Genomic DNA, 18,742 nt, shown 5'->3' with positions numbered 1-18,742 from the left:
GCGACGGCGGGGCGCGCGGCCCCGCACGCCCCGCCGTCGCCGTCGGTCTCCGGGCGAAAGGCCCTGATCAGGCGGAGAACCCGATCCCCGCCAGCCGCACCGGCCCGCGCAGCCCCACCCGCAGGTCGTGCACGCCCTCGGCGGTCAGACCGGTGGTCAGGGAGACGTAGTCGTACGGGCCCGAGGTCGGCGTGTCCGTCGACAGCACGGCCCGCACCGGACCGCCGTCCAGGGACAGTTCGACCACGCCCTCGCCCGCCACCTCGACCGTCACCGAGGTCACGCCGGAGCCGAAGTCGCAGGCACGGTAGAGGAGTTCGCCGGACTTGTCGGCCGTCGGCGCCACCGCGTCGCCCGACTCCTTGGTCCGGTCCACGATCCGCGTACCGCTCTGCTCGTCGAAGTCGGCCGCCGGCAGACCCCGTTCGCGCACCGGGCGCGGCGCGGCCGGCTCCCCGTCCAGGGTGAGCGTCGTGCGCAGCCGGACGTCCTCGCTGGAGGCGCCCACCAGCAGCGCGTACGGACCGGGCTCCAGCCGCCACCGGCCGTGCGCCACGTCCCAGTACGCGAACGCGGACAGCGGGACGGTGAAGGAGACCTCGGCACAGGCGCCCGGCGCGAGGGTCACACGGCGGTGGGCGAGCAGCTCGCGGCGCGGGCGCGGCACCGACGGCTGCTCGGCCCGGGCGTACAGCTGGACCACCTCGTCGGCGGTGACGTCCCCGGTGTTGGTCACCGTGCAGGAGACCCGCACCGACCCGTCGCCGGCCTTTGCGCGCAGGCCGCCGTAGCCGAACGACGCGTACGACAGCCCGTGCCCGAACGGGAACAGCGGCGTCCCCTCGAAGTACAGGTACGTCTGCCGGGAGCCGACGATGTCGTAGTCGAGCAGGTCGGGCAGGTCCCGGTCGTCGGCGTACCAGGTCTGCGGCAGGCGTCCGGCGGGGGAGACGTCACCGGCCAGGACACGGGCCAGGGCGGTGCCGGCCGCCTGGCCGCCGTGCGCGCTCCACAGCACCGCCGGGAGCGGCCCGGCGTCGACCGCGTACGGGTAGGAGGAGACCAGCGCCAGCACCGTGCGCGGGTTGGCGTCCCGGGCGGCGCGCAGCAGCCGTTCCTGGTGGGCGGGGAGCCGCAGCGTCGTGCGGTCCTCGGTCTCCCGGCCGTTGATGTGCGGGTCGTTGCCCGCCACCACCAGCACCACGTCGGCTCCGGCGGCGGCCCGCGCCACCGCCTCCTCGCCGCGCTCGGCGACCTCCAGCGCGAAGACCTCCCCGCCGGAGGCGGCAACCTTCACGCCGTCGGCGGTCACCGATACGTGGTGCCCCGTACCCACGTGCCTGAGGAGGTGGCCGTCACCGTGCGGTTCCAGCCGGAACGTCTCCCGCACCACCCAGCCGCCCGGCTGGTCGGCCGAGGCGCGCAGGTACCCGTCCTCGGCCACCGACAGGTACCGCCCGTCCGGCGCGCGCAGGGTCAGCACGCCCTCGCCCCAGTCGACCAGGGCGAGTTCGGTGCCGTCGGCGTCGGTGGTGAGCGGCGGCAGATCGGTGCGGCCGGCCAGCAGGGCCGGGTCGAGGGCGCCCTCGGCCACCGCCGCGGGGGCGTCGTCGCCGGCCGGCGGGACGTGCAGGAACGTACCGGCCGAGGTGCGCAGCCGGACCCGGTCCACGCCCTCCGCGAACTCGACGTGCTCCGCGCCGAACCGCTCGTACACGCCCTCCAGCGGGGTGGAGCGGTGGAGCAGGCTGCCGCTGTACCAGTCCAGCTTGCACTCGTCGGCGAGGAGTCCGACGACCGCGAGGCGGCTGTTGGGGGCCAGCGGCAGCAGGCCGTCCTCGTTCTTCAGCAGGACGATCGCCTGTTCGGCCGCCTCCTGGGCCAGCGCGCGGTGTTCCGGGGTGTCGAAGGCGCCCGCCTCCTGGTGGCCGTCGAACTCGCCGAGGCGGAAGCGGACCGAGAGCTGCCGGCGCACCGCCGTGTCGACGTCGGCCTCGGTCAGCAGGCCCCGCTCCAGCGCGCCGCGCACCCGTGCGGTGATCTTCGTCGGGTCGGTGCCGTGGTCGGTGAAGCTGTCGACCCCGGCCTTCAGCGCGGCGGCCGTCGCCTCCTCGTGGGTGTCGAAGTAGTGCTCGGAGTCGACCAGGTTGGAGGGGGCGCCCGCGTCCGAGCAGACCAGCAGCTCCTCGTCGGTCCAGGTGCGCAGGTGCTCGGCCAGGTAGGGGGAGACGTGGTTGGGGCGGCCGTTGACCAGGTTGTAGGCCGGCATCACCCCGGCCACCGCGCCCGCCTCGACCGTCTCCCGGAAGGCGCGCAGGTCGTACTCGTGCAGGACGCGGGGGCGCACCGAGGAGGACGCGGTGTCGCGGTCGGTCTCGTTGTTGTGCGCGAGCCAGTGCTTCAGCACGGGGGCGGTGCGCCAGTGGGCCGGATGGCCGCCGCGCAGGCCGCGGGTGTAGGCGGTGGCGATCGCCGAGGTCAGCCGCGGGTCCTCGGAGTAGCCCTCCTCGTTGCGGCCCCACAGGGGGTGGCGCAGCAGGTTGACGACCGGGGCCCAGACGTTGAGGCCGACCCGCTCGTCGCGGGCGCGCATCGCGCGGACCTCCGCGGAGACGGCGTCACCCACCCGTCGGACCAGCTCCTCGTTCCAGGTGGCGCCGAGACCGACGGCCTGCGGGAACACCGTCGCCGGGCCCATCCAGGCCACGCCGTGCAGCGCCTCCTGGCCGGTGCGGAAGGCGGCGACGCCCAGGCGGTCCACGCCCGGCGCGAACTGGTGCAGAAATCCGATCTTCTCGTCGAGCGTGAGCCGCGACAGCAGGTCGTCGACGCGCTCCGCGACCGGCGTGCGCGGATCGCGGAAAGGCGGTGTGGGCGGCGTGGGTGCGGTCACGTGGGATTCCCCTTGCGATGTGCGGTGATGCGCTTCCGAAGCGGCTTTCGAAGCGCTTCGATGCTCATTCGGCGAGGGCCGGGTGTCAAGACACGGCAGGACGCCTCGCCCACCCGCACAGCTCGCTCATGGCCTCTCCGGTGGTCAGGAAAATGCCCGCACACCTCCGAGGAATCTTGCAAGCGACTCTTGTGCCCACCCTCGTGTTCACTTAACCTCGCTGCAACATCGAAGCGCTTCGACGACGTTGTCCGGCGGTCTTCCCCGACGGCCTTCCTCGACGGACGTCACGGTGCTTTGACCGGTGGGCACCGCCTCCCGCTCCGCCCGCTCCACCCCAGCTCAGCGAGTTCCACTCAAGACACCGCAGCCGACGGCCACCGCCGGGTGTCCTGGTGCGCCATGAAGGGTTGACGCAATGACGCCGAACGCCGCCTCCGCCGCCTCCGCGCCGAGCCGGAGAAGTTTCCTCGCCTCCTCGGCGGTCGCCGCCGCAGCGGTGGCGGGCGGGATGCCCCTGCTGAGCGCCTGCGGCGGCTCGGGCGGCGGCTCGCGCGAGGGGACGACCGCGGGCAAGGACGCGGCGAAGCTGCTGCCGGCGTACGTGGCCAGCAACGTGGTCACCCCGGACATCCCGTCCAAGAACGGCTCGTCGCTGGGCTTCACCAGCAAGCTCGACCTCGCCGGCCTGAAGACGTCGGTGCCGAAGAAGCTCGGCAAGGGCGGCAAGGTCACGATCATGTCGCCGTTCTGGGGCTCCCCGCCCAAGGCGGACAACGCCTACTACACCGCGATGAACGACCTGATCGGTGTCGACGTCGTCTGGCAGAACCAGGACGGCAACACCTACGACGAGAAGCTCGGCGCGGTCCTCGCCTCCAGCGACGTACCCGACGTGGTGGTCGTACCCGGCTGGAACATGGGCGGCAAGATACCCAGCGCCATCATCAGCAAGTTCGCCGACCTCGGCCCCTACCTCTCCGGCGACGCCGTCAAGGACTACCCGAACCTCGCCGCGATCCCCACGGACGCCTGGCGGCGTGCCATCTTCGGCGGTGCCCTGCGCGGCCTGCCCATGCCGGCGTCGTACGTCGTGAACGTGGTACCGCTGTACCGGAAGGACATCTTCGACAAGGAGGGGTACGAAGTCCCCACCTCCGCCGACGAGTTCATGGCCCTGGCCAAGGACATCACCAACGCCAAGGCCAAGCGCTGGGCCTGCCTGGACATGAAGTGGACCGCGTTCAACGCCTTCGGTGTGCTGCCCGGTGACGAGAAGCCGCTGGGCTGGACCATGGTCGACGGCAAGATGACCTTCCGCGGTGAGACCGACGAGTACCTGGAAGCGCTGGAGTGGACCCGCAAGCTGTGGGCGGCCGGTCTGGTCCACCCCGACGTGGACAGCATGAGTGACGCCGGCCCCACGTTCGCCTCCGGCGAGGTGCTGATCTACAACCAGGACATCTCGCAGTGGTACAGCCGCAACGCCGAACAGGCCGGGCAGAAGTCCGGCTTCGAGTGCGGGGCGATGGACATCTTCGGGTACGACGGCGGCGATCCGGTGCTGTGGGCCCGCCAGCCGGCGAGCATCTTCGCCTTCGTCAGCAAGGACGCCTCCGAGTCGGTCGTCAAGGACGTGCTGGCCGTCGCCAACGTCACGGCGGCGCCGTACGGCACCAAGGAGCACATGCTCACCAACTACGGCGTGGAGGGCACCCACTACACGGTCGAGGACGGCCTGCCGGTCAAGAACGACAAGGGCAACAGCGAGGTCATCAACGCCTATGTGATGGTCGCCAGCCCCGCCTCCACCATCGCCCACCCCGATCTCCCCGACGTCGCCCGCGGCCAGGTCGAGTGGCAGCAGCGGATGGGGGCCTTCACCAAGAAGTCCTCCTTCTACGGCATGCAGATCACCGAACCGACCCGGTACACCAACCTCTCCAACGACTTCGAGCAGTTGGAGGACGACATCGTGCGCGGTCGCAAGAAGATCAGCGACATGCAGCAGGCGGTCTCCGACTGGAAGAGCAAGGGCGGCGACAAGCTCCGCGACTGGTACAAGAAGCTGCTCGACGAGAACGGCTCGGCGGCGAGCTGACCGGCGCGGGCGAGGCGAGGAGAACGGCCGTGTCGAACAGCACGGTGCCTCGGAGCAGGACCGAGGCCGAGAAGAAGCCCCCGGCGGTGCCCGACGGCACCACCGGTCCCGAGAAGGCACCCTCCGGGAGACTGAGCCTGCGCCTGCGCTTCAGACGCGACCGCGTCCTGGTGCTGATGACCCTGCCGGCCGTACTGCTGCTCCTGGTCTTCAACTACCTGCCGATCCTCGGCAACGTGGTCGCTTTCCAGGACTACGACCCGTACATCAGCGACAACGGCATCGTCTCCATGCTGAACAGCCCCTGGGCGGGGCTGGAGAACTTCGAGCGCATCTTCGCGGACTCCGCGTTCTGGAACTCCGTACGCAACACGCTGCTCCTCTTCGTCCTCCAGCTCGTGCTGTTCTTCCCGGTCCCCATCCTGCTGGCGCTGCTCATCAACAGCGTGATCCGGCCGAGGGTGCGGGCCTTCGCGCAGGCCGTGCTGTACCTGCCGCACTTCTTCTCCTGGGTGCTGGTCATCGCCGTCTTCCAGCAGCTCTTCGGCGGCGCGGGCATCCTCTCCCAGGTACTCAGGCAGCACGGGTACGACGGGCTCGACATGATGAGCGACCCGGACACCTTCGCGCTGCTGGTCACCGCGCAGGGCGTCTGGAAGGACGCCGGCTGGGGGATCATCGTCTTCCTCGCCGCGCTCGCCTCGGTCAGTCCCGACCTGTACGAGGCCGCCGCGATGGACGGCGCGGGCCGCTGGCGCCGCATGTGGCACGTCACCCTGCCCGCGCTGCGTCCGGTGATCGCCCTGCTGCTGGTGCTCCGCGTCGGCGACGCGCTCACCGTCGGCTTCGAACAGATCCTGCTGCAACGCGACGCCGTCGGGCCCGGCGCGGCGGAGGTGCTGGACACCTTCGTGTGGTGGAACGGCGTCCGCAACCAGGACTTCGGCTACGCGGCGGCCGCGGGCCTGATCAAGGGCTTCGTCAGCCTCGGACTGGTCCTGGCCGCGAACAAGGTGGCCCATCTCATGGGTGAGCAAGGGGTGTACAAGAAGTGACCGCCCTCATGGAGAAGACGACCACGCGACACCGCTGGTCGGCCCCGCCCCGGCCGGTGTGGGAGGAGAAGCCCACACCGGCCGGTCTGGCCGGCAAGGGCCTGGTGCTGGCCCTGGCCTGCCTGGCCATCCTCTTCCCGCTGTGGATCGTGATCGTCACCAGCCTGTCGTCCAGGAAGACCATCGACGAGGCCGGCGGGCTGGTGATGATCCCCCAGGACATCACGTTCGTCGCCTACCAGGAGCTCCTCAGCGGCGGACAGGTGACCCGGGCCGCCCTGGTCAGCGTCGGCATCACCCTCGTCGGCACCCTCTTCTCCATGACCGTCTCCGTACTGTGCGCCTACGGCCTGTCCCGCACCGGCTCGCTCGGCCACCGCTGGATCCTGATGGTCCTGCTGGCCACCATGTTCTTCAGCGCCGGCCTCATCCCGACCTACCTGCTGGTGCAGTCCCTCGGCCTGACCGACACCTACCTCGCGCTGATCCTGCCGAGCGCGGTCAGCGTCTTCAACATCCTGGTGCTGCGCGGCTTCTTCATGGGCATCTCCCAGGAACTGATCGACAGCGCCCGCATCGACGGCGCCGGCGACTTCCGCATCCTGTGGCAGATCGTCATGCCGCTCTCCCGCGCGGTCCTCGCGGTGATCACCCTGTTCTACGCCGTCGGCTACTGGAGCGCCTGGTTCAACGCGTCCCTGTACCTGAACGACCAGGACATGATGCCGCTGCAGAACGTCATGATCCAGCTCGTGCAGAAGCAGGAGGCGCCGGTCGGCCTCGGCCAGGCGATCAAGACGGGCGAGCTGTCCGGCCTGGCCGTGCAGATGGCCGTGATGGTCATGGCGCTGCTGCCGGTGGCGGTCCTGTCCCCGTTCGTCCAGCGGCACTTCAAGAAGGGCATGCTGACCGGGGCGGTGAAGGGATGAGCCAGAGCCCGGACCTCGCCGCGGTGACCCGCGGCCGGCTCCTGTTCGGCGGCGACTACAACCCCGAGCAGTGGCCCGAGGAGACCTGGCAGGAGGACGTACGCCTCATGCGGGAGGCCGGCGTCAACTCCGTCACCGTCGGCGTCTTCTCCTGGGCCCGGCTCGAACCGAGCCCCGGCTCTTACGAGTTCGGCTGGCTGGACCGGGTGATGGACCTGCTGCACGCGCACGGCGTCGGCGTCGTCCTCGCCACCCCCACCGCCTCGCCCCCGCCGTGGCTGGGCCGCCTGCACCCGGACACCCTGCCCGTGGACGAGGACGGCCACCCCGAGCACTGGGGCGGGCGCCAGCACTTCTCCCACTCCAGCGCCGTCTACCGCCGCCACGCCGCCGCCGTCACCGAGGCCCTGGCCGCCCGCTACGCCGGCCACCCCGCCCTCACCATGTGGCACATCAACAACGAGTACTGCACCTACGACCACGGCGACGAGGCCGCCGCCCGCTTCCGCGCCTGGCTCCAGCGCCGGTACGGCACCCTCGGCGCCCTCAACACCGCCTGGGGCACGGCGTTCTGGAGCCAGGGCTACGGCGACTGGCAGGAGGTCCTGCCCCCGCGCCGCACCCACTACCTCAAGAACCCCGCCCAGGTGCTGGACTTCCGGCGCTTCACCTCCGACATGCTCCTGGAGTGCTACACCGCCGAACGCGACATCGTCCGCCGGCACACCCCGCACCTCCCGGTCACCACCAACTTCATGCCGCTCTTCTTCGGCCAGGACGGCTGGCGCTGGGCAGAGGAGGAGGACATCGTCTCCGTCGACCTCTACCCCGACCCGCGCGACCCGCTCGGCGCGCAGGAGGGCGCCCTGGTCCAGGACCTCACCCGGTCCCAGGCCCGCGGCGGCCCCTGGATGGTCATGGAACAGGCGACGGGCGCGGTCGGCTGGCGCGACGTCGACCAGCCCAAGCCGCGCGGCCTGAACCGCCTGTGGTCGCTCCAGGCCGTCGCCCGGGGCGCGGACGCCGTCTGCTACTTCCAGTGGCGGCAGTCCCGGCAGGGCGCCGAGAAGTTCCACTCCGCGATGGTCGGCCACGCCGGCCCGCGCGGCCGGGCCTTCCAGGAGGTCAAGCGCCTCGGCGCCGACCTGGCGGCCCTCGCCCCGCACGTCGGCGGCACCCGCGTCACCGCCGACACCGCCGTCCTGCACGACTGGCACTCCTGGTGGGCCGGCACCCAGCAGGCCACCCCCTTCGAGCGGGCCGGCCTGCCCGTCGTCCTGCGCGCCTGGCACCGCGCCCTGTGGGAGGCCCACCTCACCACCGACCTCGCCCACCCCGAGCACGACCTGAGCCGCTACCGCCTGGTCGTCGCCCCGCAGCTCTACCTCCTCACCGACACCGCGATCGACAACCTCGTCTCGTACGTCCACGGCGGCGGCACCCTCGTCTGCGGCTTCCTCACCGGCGTCGCCGACCAGGACGACCGGATACGCCCCGGCACCATGGACGCCCGCCTGCGCGACCTCCTCGGCATCCGCACCCTGCACGAGTGGTGGCCCCTGGCCGAGGGCGAGACCGCCGGCTGCGACGGCTTCCGCGGCACCCTGTGGTCGGAGGAACTGGAACCCGACGGCACCGCCGACGAGACCGTCCCCTACCGGGGCGGCGAACTCGACGGGCTGCCCGCCGTCCTGAACAAGGGCCGCGCCTGGTACGTCTCCACCCTCCCGGAACCCGACGCGCTGCGCGGCCTGCTCGCGGGCGTCGCCGCCGACGCCGGGGTCCGCCCGGCCCTGGACCGCGTCCCGGCGGGCGTCGAGGCGGTCCGCCGCGGCGACCTGCTGTTCCTGCTCCACCACGGCCGCGACCCGGTCACCGTCGAGGTCCCCGGCACCCACCGCGACCTGCTGACGGGGGAGACGGTCACCGACCGCACCGAGCTGGGCCGGTACGGCGTACGGGTGCTGGCGGCGCCGTGACCTCCCCGAGCACCGGCCCGGTCCACGGCACCTGGGAGCCCGCCCCCGCCGCCCGCTGGGAGGACGCCTTCCTCAGCGGCAACGGCCACCACGGCGCCCTGGTCCTCGGCGACCCGCACGACGACCGGGTGATCGTCACCCACCACACCCTCGTCCGCCCGGGCGGCGGGGAGCACGCCCGCCCCCCGGAGCTGGCCGCCGCCCTGCCCGCGCTGCGAAAGCGGCTGCTGGCCGGTGACGTCACCGCCGCCGAGGAGTTCACCGACGGCCGCCCGCTGCAGTGGGTACAGCCCTTCCACCCCGCCTTCCAGCTCCGGCTGCGCCGCCCGCCCGGCGCCGGCCACCCCTACCGCCGCACGGTCGACTTCACCACCGGCGAGACCACCGCCACCGCCGGCGGCTGGACCAGCCGCGTCTTCGTCTCCCGCGCCGACGACGTCGTCGTCCAGCAGGTCACCGCCGCGCACCTCACCCTCGACGCCGCCCTGGACCACCGGCTGCCCGGGGTGCCCGCCGCGCTCGGCGTCGGCCACGGCGCCGTCCGCACCCCCGAGGGCGCCGTCCTGAGCCTGCGTGCCCGCTACCCGGACAGCGACCGGGCGTACACCGGCGTCACCGTGGCGGCCGTCACCGGTGGCAGCACCGCGCTGGTCCCGCCGGGCCTGCGCGTGGAGGGGGCCGAGTCGCTGCTGCTCCTGACCCGGGTGCGCCGGCACACCGGGGAACTCGACGTGCACGCCGAGTCCCGCGCCCTGCGCGACCTGCTGACCGGCCGCGCCTACGAGGACCTCCTCGACCGCCACCTGCGCCACCACCGCACCGCCTACGACCGCGTCACCCTGGACCTCGCCGCCACCCCCGCCGACCGCGCGCTGCCCGGCTCCCAACTCCTCGGCCGCCCCGGCAGCCCGGCCCTCCTGGAGCGCCTCTTCGCCGCCGGCCGCTACCACCAGCTCTCCGCCTCCGGCCTGTTCCCGCCCCGCCTCACCGGCCTGTGGACCGGCGACTGGGACACCGCCTGGTCCGGCGCGTTCACCACCAACGCCAACCTCAACCTCCAGACCGCCTCCGCCGCCGCTGCCGCCCTCCCCGAGGTCACCGAGGCGCACGCCGCCCTGGTCCACCGGCAACGGGACCACTGGCGGGAGAACGCCCGCGCGCTCTTCGGCGCCCGGGGCATCGTCGCCCCCTCCCACACCGACGGCGAGAACGGGCACGCGTACCACTTCAGCCGCGAATACCCCCTGCACCTGTGGACGGCCGGCGCCGACTGGCTGCTCAAGCCCCTCGTCGACCACGACGAGACGCACGGCACCCGCGACCCCCGCACCGCCGAGGCCCTCGCCGAAGTCGCCCTGTTCTACGAGGACTTCCTCACGGAGACCGAGGACGGCCGTCTGACGGTCGTCCCGTCCTACTCGCCGGAGAACCGCCCCGCCAACGCCAGTTGGGGCACGGTCGACGCGGCGATGGACCTCTCGGCGGCCCGGCACGCCCTGCGGACCGCCGCCGACTACCATCCCGAGCACGCCGCCCGCTGGCGCGCGCTGGCCGACCGGCTGCCGCCGCACCGGATCAACGCCGACGGCGCCCTGGCCGAATGGGCCCGGGAGGGCCTCGACGACACCTACGACCACCGCCACCTCAGCCACCTCTACGGCGTCTGGCCGCTGGAGGAGATCACCCCGTACGACACCCCGGAGCTGGCGGCGGCGGCCCACCGCGCCCTGGAACTGCGCGGCGCCGAGAACGACTCGGCCCACGGCCACCTCCACCACGCCCTGGTCGCGGCCCGGCTGCGCGACGGCGAGCGGGTCGCGCGCGCCCTCGGCGCGGTGCTGGCGGGCGACTACTTCCACGCCTCCCTGATGAGCGCGCACTATCCGCACCGCGACGTCTACAACGCCGACGCCGCGCACGCCCTGCCCGCCGTGCTCATCGAGGCGCTGGTGCAGTCCACCCCCACCCGCCTGGTCCTGCTGCCCGCCCTGCCCGCCGCCCTCCCGGCGGGTGAACTGCGCGGCGTGCGCACCCGGTTCGGCGCCGTGCTCGACCTCACCTGGTCCCCCGGGGCCGCCACCGCCGTCATCCGGCCCGGCCGCACCGTACGCGTCGAACTGAGGACTTCCTCCGGCGCCGAGCCGCTCGACCTCACCGCCGGAGAAGACCGCGTCCTCCGCCTGGAGACGCGGTGACCGCACCGTCCCCCCACCCATGGAAGGGAACGACCATGGCACGACGCACACCGCTCAGACTCCCCAAGGCGCTGCTGGCCCCCGCCCTCGCCCTCGGCGTCACCGCCGGCCTGGCCGCCGCCCCCGCCCAGGCCGCCGTCTGGAACTCCTGCGACCAGTGGGGCAACACCACCCTGAACGGCTACATCCTCTACAACAACATCTGGGGCTCCGGCGCCGGCAGCCAGTGCATATGGGCCAACTCCGGCACCAACTGGGGCGTGCGGGCCGACCACCCCAACACCGGCGGCATCAAGTCCTACCCCAACTCCAAGAAGGTGATCAACAAGCCGATCACCTCCCTGACCTCCCTGACCAGCAGCTACAACGTCACCGTCCCGTCGGCCGGCGCGTACAACACCTCGTACGACATCTGGGACACCGACTACGACTACGAGATCATGCTCTGGGTCAACTACAACGGCGCCGTCGGCCCGCTCGGCACCTCCCAGGGCAGCGCCACCCTCGGCGGCCACACCTGGAACGTGTACAAGGGCAACAACGGCGCCAACGAGGTGTACTCGTTCCTGCGCGCCTCCGACTCCACCGCCGGGACCGTCGACATCCTCCCGATCCTGAAATGGATCAAGGACACCAAGGGCTGGATGGGCAACGAGACCATCGGTGACGTGCAGTTCGGCTACGAGATCACCTCGTCCGCCGGCGGCCTGGACTTCGTCACCAACAACCTGACGGTCAGCGGCGGTTGAGCCACCCGTCCTCCGGGTCAGGGGCCGGTCCACCCGGGGGCCGGCCCCGTGCTCGCCCGCACCGTCAGCTCCGGCGGCAGCAGCACCACCTCGTCGCTGCCGCGCCCGCCGAGCTTGGCCACCAGCTGCTCCACGGCGCGCCGGCCCATCTCCTGCGCGGGCACGGCGACCGACGTCAGCCGCACCGACGCCTGCGCGGCGACCTGCTCGGGGCAGACCGCCACCACCGACACGTCCTCGGGCACCGCCCGCCCCTGCTGCCGCAGCAGGGCGAGCAGCGGCTCCACCGCCGCCTCGTTCTGCACCACGAACCCCGTGGTGCCGGGCCGCTCGTCGAAGATCCGGGACAGGGTCAGGGCCATCGCGTCGTACCCGCCCTCGAACGGCCGGTGCAGCAGCCGCAGCCCCAGCTCCCGGGCCCGGGCGCGCAGCCCCTCCAGGGTGCGCTCGGCGAACCCGGTGTGCCGCTCGTAGACCGCCGGCGCCTCGCCGATGACGGCGACGTCCCGGTGCCCCAGCGAGGCCAGGTGCTCGGCGCACAGCGCGCCGGTCGCCCGGAAGTCCAGGTCCACGCAGGTCAGCCCGGAGGCGTCGGCGGGCAGCCCGATCAGCACCGACGGCTGCCCGGTGGCGCGCAGCAGCGGCAGCCGCTCGTCGTCGAGCTCGACGTCCATGACGATCATCGCCTCGGCCAGCCCGCTGCCGGTGACGCGGCGCACCGCGTCGGGGCCCTCCTCGCCGGTGAGCAGCAGCACGTCGTACCCGTGGGCGCGCGCGGCGGTCGCCACCGCGATGGCGATCTCCATCATCACCGGTACGTACATGTCGGTGCGCAGCGGGATCATCAGCGCGATGATGCGCGACCGGCTGCTGGCCAGGGCGCGGGCGCCGGCGTTCGGGTGGTAGCCCAGCTCCCGGATGCTCTCCTCGACCCGCTGCCGGGTGGTGGTGGAGATGGACCGCTTGCCGCTGAGGACGTAACTCACCGTGCTCGCCGAGACTCCGGCGTGCTGGGCGACCTCGGCGAGGGTGACCATCCGGCTCTCCAGGCGGTGTGAAGCGCTTCGACGAGCGCGGGCAACGGATCAGGGTAAGGCGGGGTGATCCGACAGTAGTCCCAGCAAGGGCGGGGTGTCCATATGCGGTCCTGTGTGTCGAAGCGCTTCGACACGTCCCCGGAGGAGATGGGGCGACGCAGGGGCGTCGCCCGGCCCGTCCCCGTTCGGCCCATCGGCCGGACGGCCGTGCGCGGGGTGGCCGGGACGTCCGCAATCGGGTACATACGAACGGGTAGCGCCGATCAGTAACGTACATCCCCCAACGTGCCGAGACACGGCGAGGTGCCTCATGTCCGCACCGCCCACCCCTTCCTCCCGACCCACCGTCACCGAACGCGAGGCCCGCCAGGTCGCGGAGGCGGCCCGCGACCAGGACTGGCGCAAGCCCAGCTTCGCCAAGGAGCTGTTCCTCGGCCGCCTCCGCCTCGACCTCATCCACCCCCACCCGCTCCCGGACAACGAGGCCGTCCGCCGCGGCGAGAAGTTCCTCGCCGAGCTGCGCGCCTTCTGCGAGACGCGGATCGACGGCGCCGCCATCGAGCGGGACGCCCGCATCCCCGACGAGGTCATCACCGGCCTGAAGGAACTGGGCGCCTTCGGCATGAAGATCGACACCAGGTACGGCGGCCTGGGCCTGACCCAGGTGTACTACAACAGGGCCCTCGCCCTGGTGGGCACCGCGAACGCCTCGGTCGGCGCCCTGCTCTCCGCCCACCAGTCGATCGGCGTGCCGCAGCCCCTGAAGCAGTTCGGCACCGAGGAGCAGAAGGAGGAGTTCCTGCCGCGCTGCGCCCGCACCGACATCTCCGCCTTCCTGCTGACCGAGCCGGACGTCGGCTCCGACCCGGCCCGGCTGGCCACCACCGCGGTCCCCGACGGCGACGACTACGTCCTCGACGGCGTGAAGCTGTGGACCACCAACGGGGTCATCGCCGACCTCCTCGTCGTCATGGCCCGCGTCCCGAAGTCCGAGGGCCACCGGGGCGGCATCACCGCCTTCATCGTGGAGACCGCCTCCGAGGGCGTCACCGTCGAGCACCGCAACGCCTTCATGGGCCTGCGCGGCCTGGAGAACGGCGTCACCCGCTTCCACCGGGTCCGCGTCCCGGCGGCGCACCGCGTCGGCCCCGAGGGCGCCGGCCTCAAGATCGCCCTGACCACCCTCAACACCGGCCGCCTCTCGCTGCCCGCGATGTGCGTCGGCGCCGGCAAGTGGTGCCTGAAGATCGCCCGTGAGTGGTCGGGGGCGCGCGAGCAGTGGGGCAAGCCGGTGGCGCTGCACGAGGCGGTCGGCGCGAAGATCTCCTTCATCGCGGCCACCACCTTCGCCCTGGAGGCCGTCGTCGACCTCTCCTCCCAGATGGCCGACGAGAACCGCAACGACATCCGCATCGAGGCCGCCCTCGCCAAGCTCTACGGCTCCGAGATGGCCTGTCTGATGGCCGACGAACTGGTCCAGATCCGCGGCGGACGCGGCTTCGAGACCGCCGCCTCCCTCGCCGCCCGCGGCGAACGCGCGGTCCCCGCCGAGCAGATGCTGCGCGACCTGCGCATCAACCGCATCTTCGAGGGCTCCACCGAGATCATGCACCTGCTGATCGCCCGCGAGGCGGTCGACGCCCACCTCTCCGTCGCGGGCGACCTGATCGACCCGGACAAGTCGCTGTCCGACAAGGCGAGGGCGGGTGCGCAGGCGGGCGCCTTCTACGCCGGGTGGCTCCCGAAGTTGATGACCGGGCCGGGCCAGCTCCCCACCTCCTACGGGGAGTTCAAACACGAGGTCGACCTGTCGAAACACCTGCGCTACGTCGAGCGCACCGCCCGCAAACTGGCCCGCTCCACCTTCTGGGCCATGTCCCGCTGGCAGGGCCGGATGGAGACCAAGCAGGGCTTCCTCGGCCGGATCGTGGACATCGGCGCCGAACTCTTCGCCATGTCCGCCGCCTGCGTCCGCGCCGAGCTGCTCCGCTCCCGCGGCGACCACGGCCGCGAGGCGTACCAGCTCGCCGACGCCTTCTGCCGCCAGGCCCGCATCCGCGTCGAGGAACTCTTCGGCCGCCTGTGGACCAACACCGACGACCTCGACCGCAAGGTCGTCAAGGGGGTCCTGTCCGGCACCTACGAATGGCTGGAACACGGCGTCGTCGACCCCTCGGGCGAGGGCCCGTGGATCGCCGACGCGACGCCCGGGGCCAGTACGGAACCGAACGTCCACCGTCCCGTGCGGTGAGACGCGCCGCAGGACGCCCCCCGGGCGGCCCGGCCCGGCCGGGGGACGGCGCACCCCGCGGCCACCAGGCGTGACGGGGTGCCGTGCGGCCGGACGCGTCCCCCGCGACCGGGTGCCCGTCCGCCCGCGCCCGACCGGGGAACGCCGCCGGGTCCCTCGGGGGGCCGACCGCCCCGGTCGGGGCGGACCCGGCGCGCTGCCCGGCCTCGGCCGCACGGGACCGGATGGCTGGAAACGGCGCGTCCACCACGGCCCCCGACGGCCTGTCCCCGGCCACGGGCGGCCTTGGCGCCCCGCCGGTGGGAACCGGTCACGGGCGGCCTCGGCGCCCTGCTGGTGGGAACTGGCCGCGGGCGGCCTCGGCGCTTGGCGCCCTGCTGGTGGGAACCGGTCGCGGACGCCTCCGACACCCTGCTGGTGGGAACCGGTCGCGGACGCCCCCGACACCCTGCTGGTGGGAACCGGTCGCGGACGCCCCCGACACCCTGCTGGTGGGAACCGGTCGCGGACGCCCCCGACACCCCGCCGGTGGGAACCGGCCGCGGACGGCCGGGCGTCCCCGCCCGGCCACCCGGGCCCGGCGGGCGGCGGGCCCGCACCGCCGCCCGCCCGAGGGACGCGCCGTCCTGCCGGACGGCGGTTGAGGCGACAATGGGGGGATGACCGACAGCCCTGCCCCCCTCGCCGACCCGCACCTCGTCTACGACCCCGTGGCGGGAGACGGCGCGAAGGACGTGGTGATCCTCGGCTCCACCGGGTCGATCGGGACCCAGGCCATCGATCTCGTCCTGCGCAACCCGGACCGCTTCCGGGTCACCGGCCTGTCCGCCAACGGCGGCCGGGTCGCCCTCCTCGCCGAGCAGGCCCACCGGCTGCGGGTCCGCACCGTCGCCGTCGCCCGCGAGGACGCCGTGCCGGAGCTGCGCGAAGCCCTGCGGGCGCGGTACGGCGCAAGGGAGCCGCTCCCCGAGATACTCGCCGGGCCCGACGCGGCCACGCGGGTCGCCGCCTCCGACTGCCACACCGTCCTCAACGGCATCACCGGTTCCATCGGCCTCGCCCCCACCCTCGCCGCCCTGGAGGCGGGCCGCACCCTCGCGCTCGCCAACAAGGAGTCGCTCATCGTGGGCGGCCCGCTGGTCAAGGCCCTCGCCAAGCCCGGACAGATCATCCCGGTCGACTCCGAGCACGCCGCCCTCTTCCAGGCCCTCGCCGCCGGCACCCGGGCCGACGTGCGCAAGCTCGTCGTCACCGCTTCCGGCGGCCCCTTCCGGGGGCGCACCAGGGAGCAGCTCGCCGCCGTCACCGTCGAGGACGCCCTCGCCCACCCCACCTGGGCCATGGGCCCGGTCATCACCATCAACTCCGCGACCCTCGTCAACAAGGGCCTGGAGGTCATCGAGGCCCACCTCCTCTACGACATCCCCTTCGACCGCATCGAGGTCGTCGTCCACCCCCAGTCCTACGTCCACTCCATGGTCGAGTTCACCGACGGCTCCACGCTCGCCCAGGCCACGCCCCCCGACATGCGCGGCCCCATCGCCATCGGCCTCGGCTGGCCCGAGCGGGTCCCCGACGCCGCCCCCGCCTTCGACTGGAGCCAGGCGTCCACCTGGGAGTTCTTCCCCCTCGACAACGAGGCGTTCCCCTCGGTGAACCTGGCCCGCCACGTCGGAGAGCTCGCGGGCACGGCGCCGGCGGTGTTCAATGCCGCCAACGAGGAGTGCGTCGAGGCGTTCCGTTCCGGGGCGCTGCCGTACCTCGGCATCATCGAGACCGTCGCACGGGTGGTCGACGAACACGGCACACCGGCCACGGGAACTTCGCTGACCGTCGCGGACGTCCTCGAAGCGGAGACCTGGGCGCGCGCCCGGGCCCGGGAACTGGCGGCACAAGCGGCGGAGGCCCGTGCATGACGACCCTGATGTTCATCCTCGGCATAGTCGTCTTCGCGGTCGGCCTGCTGTTCTCCATCGCCTGGCACGAGCTGGGCCACCTGTCCTGGGCGAAGCTCTTCGGCATCCGCGTGCCCCAGTACATGGTCGGCTTCGGCCCCACCCTCTTCTCCCGCAAGAAGGGCGAGACCGAGTACGGCATCAAGGCCATCCCGTTCGGCGGCTACATCCGCATGATCGGCATGTTCCCGCCCGGCCCCGACGGCAAGCTGGAGGCCCGCTCCACCTCACCGTGGCGCGGCATGATCGAGGACGCCCGCTCGGCCGCCTTCGAGGAACTCCAGCCCGGTGACGAGGACCGCCTCTTCTACACGCGCAAGCCGTGGAAGCGGGTCATCGTCATGTTCGGCGGCCCGTTCATGAACCTGGTCCTCGCGGTGGCGCTGTTCCTCACCGTGCTGATGGGCTTCGGCATCTCCCAGCAGACCACCACGGTCAGCTCGGTCTCCCAGTGCGTGATCTCCCAGTCCGAGGACCGGGACAAGTGCACCGACGCCGACCCGCCCTCCCCGGCCGCCGCGGCCGGACTCAAGGCCGGCGACAAGATCCTCTCCTTCGACGGCGTACGCACCGACAAGTGGGACGAGCTGTCCGACCTGATCCGCGCCCGCCCCGGCGAGACCGTCCCGATCGTCGTCGAGCGCGACGGCGAGGACGTCACCCTGCACGCCGAGATCGCCACCAACAAGGTCGCCAAGAAGGACGGCAGCGGCGGCTACGTCCAGGGCGAGTACGTCACCGCCGGCTTCCTCGGCTTCAGCGCCGCCACCGGCATCGTCAAGCAGGACTTCGGCGACTCCGTGGTCTGGATGGGCGACCGGATCGGCGACGCCGTCGACTCCCTCGCCGCCCTGCCCGGCAAGATCCCTGCGCTGTGGGACGCCGCGTTCGGCGACGGCCCGCGCGAACCCGACTCCCCGATGGGCGTCGTCGGCGCCGCCCGGGTCGGCGGCGAGATCTTCACCCTGGACATCCCGCCCACCCAGCAGCTCGCCATGGCCGTGATGCTGGTCGCGGGCTTCAACCTCTCCCTCTTCCTGTTCAACATGCTCCCGCTGCTGCCCCTGGACGGCGGCCACATCGCGGGCGCCCTGTGGGAGTCCCTGCGCCGCAACCTCGCCAAGGTCCTGCGCCGCCCCGACCCCGGCCCGTTCGACGTGGCCAAGCTCATGCCGGTCGCGTACGTGGTGGCGGGCGTCTTCGTCTGCTTCACGCTCCTGGTACTGATCGCGGACGTCGTCAACCCGGTCAGAATCTCCTAGCCGCCCCGCTTCGCAGGCGGCCCGGCACGTTCGTGCCGGGCCGTCTTCCCCCGAGTGCGCCGACGACGGCGGGATGTGCCCGGCCCCGGTCCGGTGCCGTAATCTCGGGGACCGGAGCCCGCCGCTGACGGGACCGGACCTTGATCCACGACTTGGGGTTGCACAGCAGATGACTGCGATTTCTCTCGGCATGCCGTCCGTTCCGACCAGGCTCGCCGAGCGCCGGAAGAGCCGGCAGATCCAGGTCGGCTCGGTGGCCGTGGGCGGTGACGCGCCGGTGTCGGTGCAGTCGATGACGACGACGCGCACCTCGGACATCGGCGCGACCCTCCAGCA

12 protein-coding genes are annotated in these 18,742 nt (G+C 72.4%); 10 read left to right on the top strand and 2 right to left on the bottom strand.

All coding sequences use genetic code 11. The annotated features are described in order from the left end of the window. Positions 1-67 precede the first annotated feature (67 nt). Positions 68-2,893: a glycoside hydrolase family 3 C-terminal domain-containing protein gene (locus ACY1JF_RS07980; protein ID WP_462704295.1), complete on the bottom strand. Its 2,826-nt coding sequence runs from the start codon at positions 2,891-2,893 to the stop codon at positions 68-70. Between the two features lie 418 nt (positions 2,894-3,311). On the opposite strand from ACY1JF_RS07980, the gene ACY1JF_RS07975 reads away from it, so the two are divergent. From ACY1JF_RS07975 to ACY1JF_RS07950, 6 genes are read left to right on the top strand one after another with little or no spacing between them, the layout of a single operon-like run. Further along, positions 3,312-4,994, top strand: a complete 1,683-nt coding sequence (locus tag ACY1JF_RS07975; protein ID WP_462704294.1) for an extracellular solute-binding protein — start codon at positions 3,312-3,314, stop codon at positions 4,992-4,994. 29 nt (positions 4,995-5,023) lie between these two features. After that, a complete protein-coding gene (locus tag ACY1JF_RS07970) occupies positions 5,024-6,049 on the top strand; it encodes an ABC transporter permease (protein ID WP_462704293.1) in 1,026 nt (341 codons plus the stop codon). Positions 6,050-6,057: 8 nt separating this feature from the next. Further along, positions 6,058-6,978: a carbohydrate ABC transporter permease gene (locus tag ACY1JF_RS07965; RefSeq protein ID WP_462704292.1), complete on the top strand. Its 921-nt coding sequence runs from the start codon at positions 6,058-6,060 to the stop codon at positions 6,976-6,978. After that, a complete protein-coding gene (locus tag ACY1JF_RS07960; protein WP_462704291.1) occupies positions 6,975-8,957 on the top strand; it encodes a beta-galactosidase in 1,983 nt (660 codons plus the stop codon). The genes ACY1JF_RS07965 and ACY1JF_RS07960 overlap by 4 nt, the downstream gene beginning before the upstream one ends. After that, positions 8,954-11,152, top strand: a complete 2,199-nt coding sequence (locus ACY1JF_RS07955) for a glycosyl hydrolase family 95 catalytic domain-containing protein (RefSeq protein WP_462704290.1) — start codon at positions 8,954-8,956, stop codon at positions 11,150-11,152. The genes ACY1JF_RS07960 and ACY1JF_RS07955 overlap by 4 nt, the downstream gene beginning before the upstream one ends. 35 nt (positions 11,153-11,187) lie before the next feature. Continuing rightward, on the top strand, positions 11,188-11,901 hold the full coding sequence (locus ACY1JF_RS07950; RefSeq protein ID WP_462704289.1) for a glycoside hydrolase family 12 protein: 714 nt from the start codon (positions 11,188-11,190) through the stop codon (positions 11,899-11,901). 17 nt (positions 11,902-11,918) lie between these two features. Here the strand turns inward: ACY1JF_RS07950 and ACY1JF_RS07945 are convergent, their stop codons facing one another. Continuing rightward, on the bottom strand, positions 11,919-12,938 hold the full coding sequence (locus ACY1JF_RS07945) for a LacI family DNA-binding transcriptional regulator (protein WP_462704288.1): 1,020 nt from the start codon (positions 12,936-12,938) through the stop codon (positions 11,919-11,921). Positions 12,939-13,248: 310 nt separating this feature from the next. Here ACY1JF_RS07945 and ACY1JF_RS07940 point away from each other — a divergent pair, with 310 nt between their 5' ends. From ACY1JF_RS07940 to ACY1JF_RS07925, 4 genes are all read left to right on the top strand, one after another. Beyond that, positions 13,249-15,189 carry an acyl-CoA dehydrogenase family protein gene (locus ACY1JF_RS07940; protein ID WP_462704287.1) on the top strand — a complete coding sequence of 647 codons (1,941 nt, stop codon included), beginning with the start codon at positions 13,249-13,251 and terminating at the stop codon, positions 15,187-15,189. 659 nt (positions 15,190-15,848) lie between these two features. Next, entirely contained in the window at positions 15,849-17,105 is a 1,257-nt protein-coding gene (gene dxr / locus ACY1JF_RS07935) for a 1-deoxy-D-xylulose-5-phosphate reductoisomerase (RefSeq protein ID WP_462704286.1), read from the top strand. 8 nt (positions 17,106-17,113) lie between these two features. After that, a complete protein-coding gene (locus ACY1JF_RS07930; RefSeq protein ID WP_462704485.1) occupies positions 17,114-18,406 on the top strand; it encodes a M50 family metallopeptidase in 1,293 nt (430 codons plus the stop codon). A gap of 169 nt (positions 18,407-18,575) precedes the next feature. Continuing rightward, a partial coding sequence (locus ACY1JF_RS07925; RefSeq protein ID WP_462704484.1) for a flavodoxin-dependent (E)-4-hydroxy-3-methylbut-2-enyl-diphosphate synthase occupies positions 18,576-18,742 on the top strand: 167 nt, incomplete at its 3' end.

The sequence above is a fragment of the Streptomyces sp. SYSU D01066-1 genome (genome assembly GCF_054956795.1).
Note: the sequence above shows the minus strand (reverse complement) of the source record. Positions and strands in the feature narration are given on the sequence as shown.

Coding starts and splice junctions, on each gene's coding strand:
- ACY1JF_RS07975 (WP_462704294.1), top strand. CDS start 3,312: ATGACGCCGAACGCCGCCTCCGCCGCCTCCGCGCCGAGCCGGAGAAGT.
- ACY1JF_RS07965 (WP_462704292.1), top strand. CDS start 6,058: ATGGAGAAGACGACCACGCGACACCGCTGGTCGGCCCCGCCCCGGCCG.
- ACY1JF_RS07960 (WP_462704291.1), top strand. CDS start 6,975: ATGAGCCAGAGCCCGGACCTCGCCGCGGTGACCCGCGGCCGGCTCCTG.
- ACY1JF_RS07950 (WP_462704289.1), top strand. CDS start 11,188: ATGGCACGACGCACACCGCTCAGACTCCCCAAGGCGCTGCTGGCCCCC.
- ACY1JF_RS07945 (WP_462704288.1), bottom strand. CDS start 12,938: ATGGTCACCCTCGCCGAGGTCGCCCAGCACGCCGGAGTCTCGGCGAGC.
- ACY1JF_RS07940 (WP_462704287.1), top strand. CDS start 13,249: ATGTCCGCACCGCCCACCCCTTCCTCCCGACCCACCGTCACCGAACGC.
- dxr (WP_462704286.1), top strand. CDS start 15,849: ATGACCGACAGCCCTGCCCCCCTCGCCGACCCGCACCTCGTCTACGAC.
- ACY1JF_RS07930 (WP_462704485.1), top strand. CDS start 17,114: ATGTTCATCCTCGGCATAGTCGTCTTCGCGGTCGGCCTGCTGTTCTCC.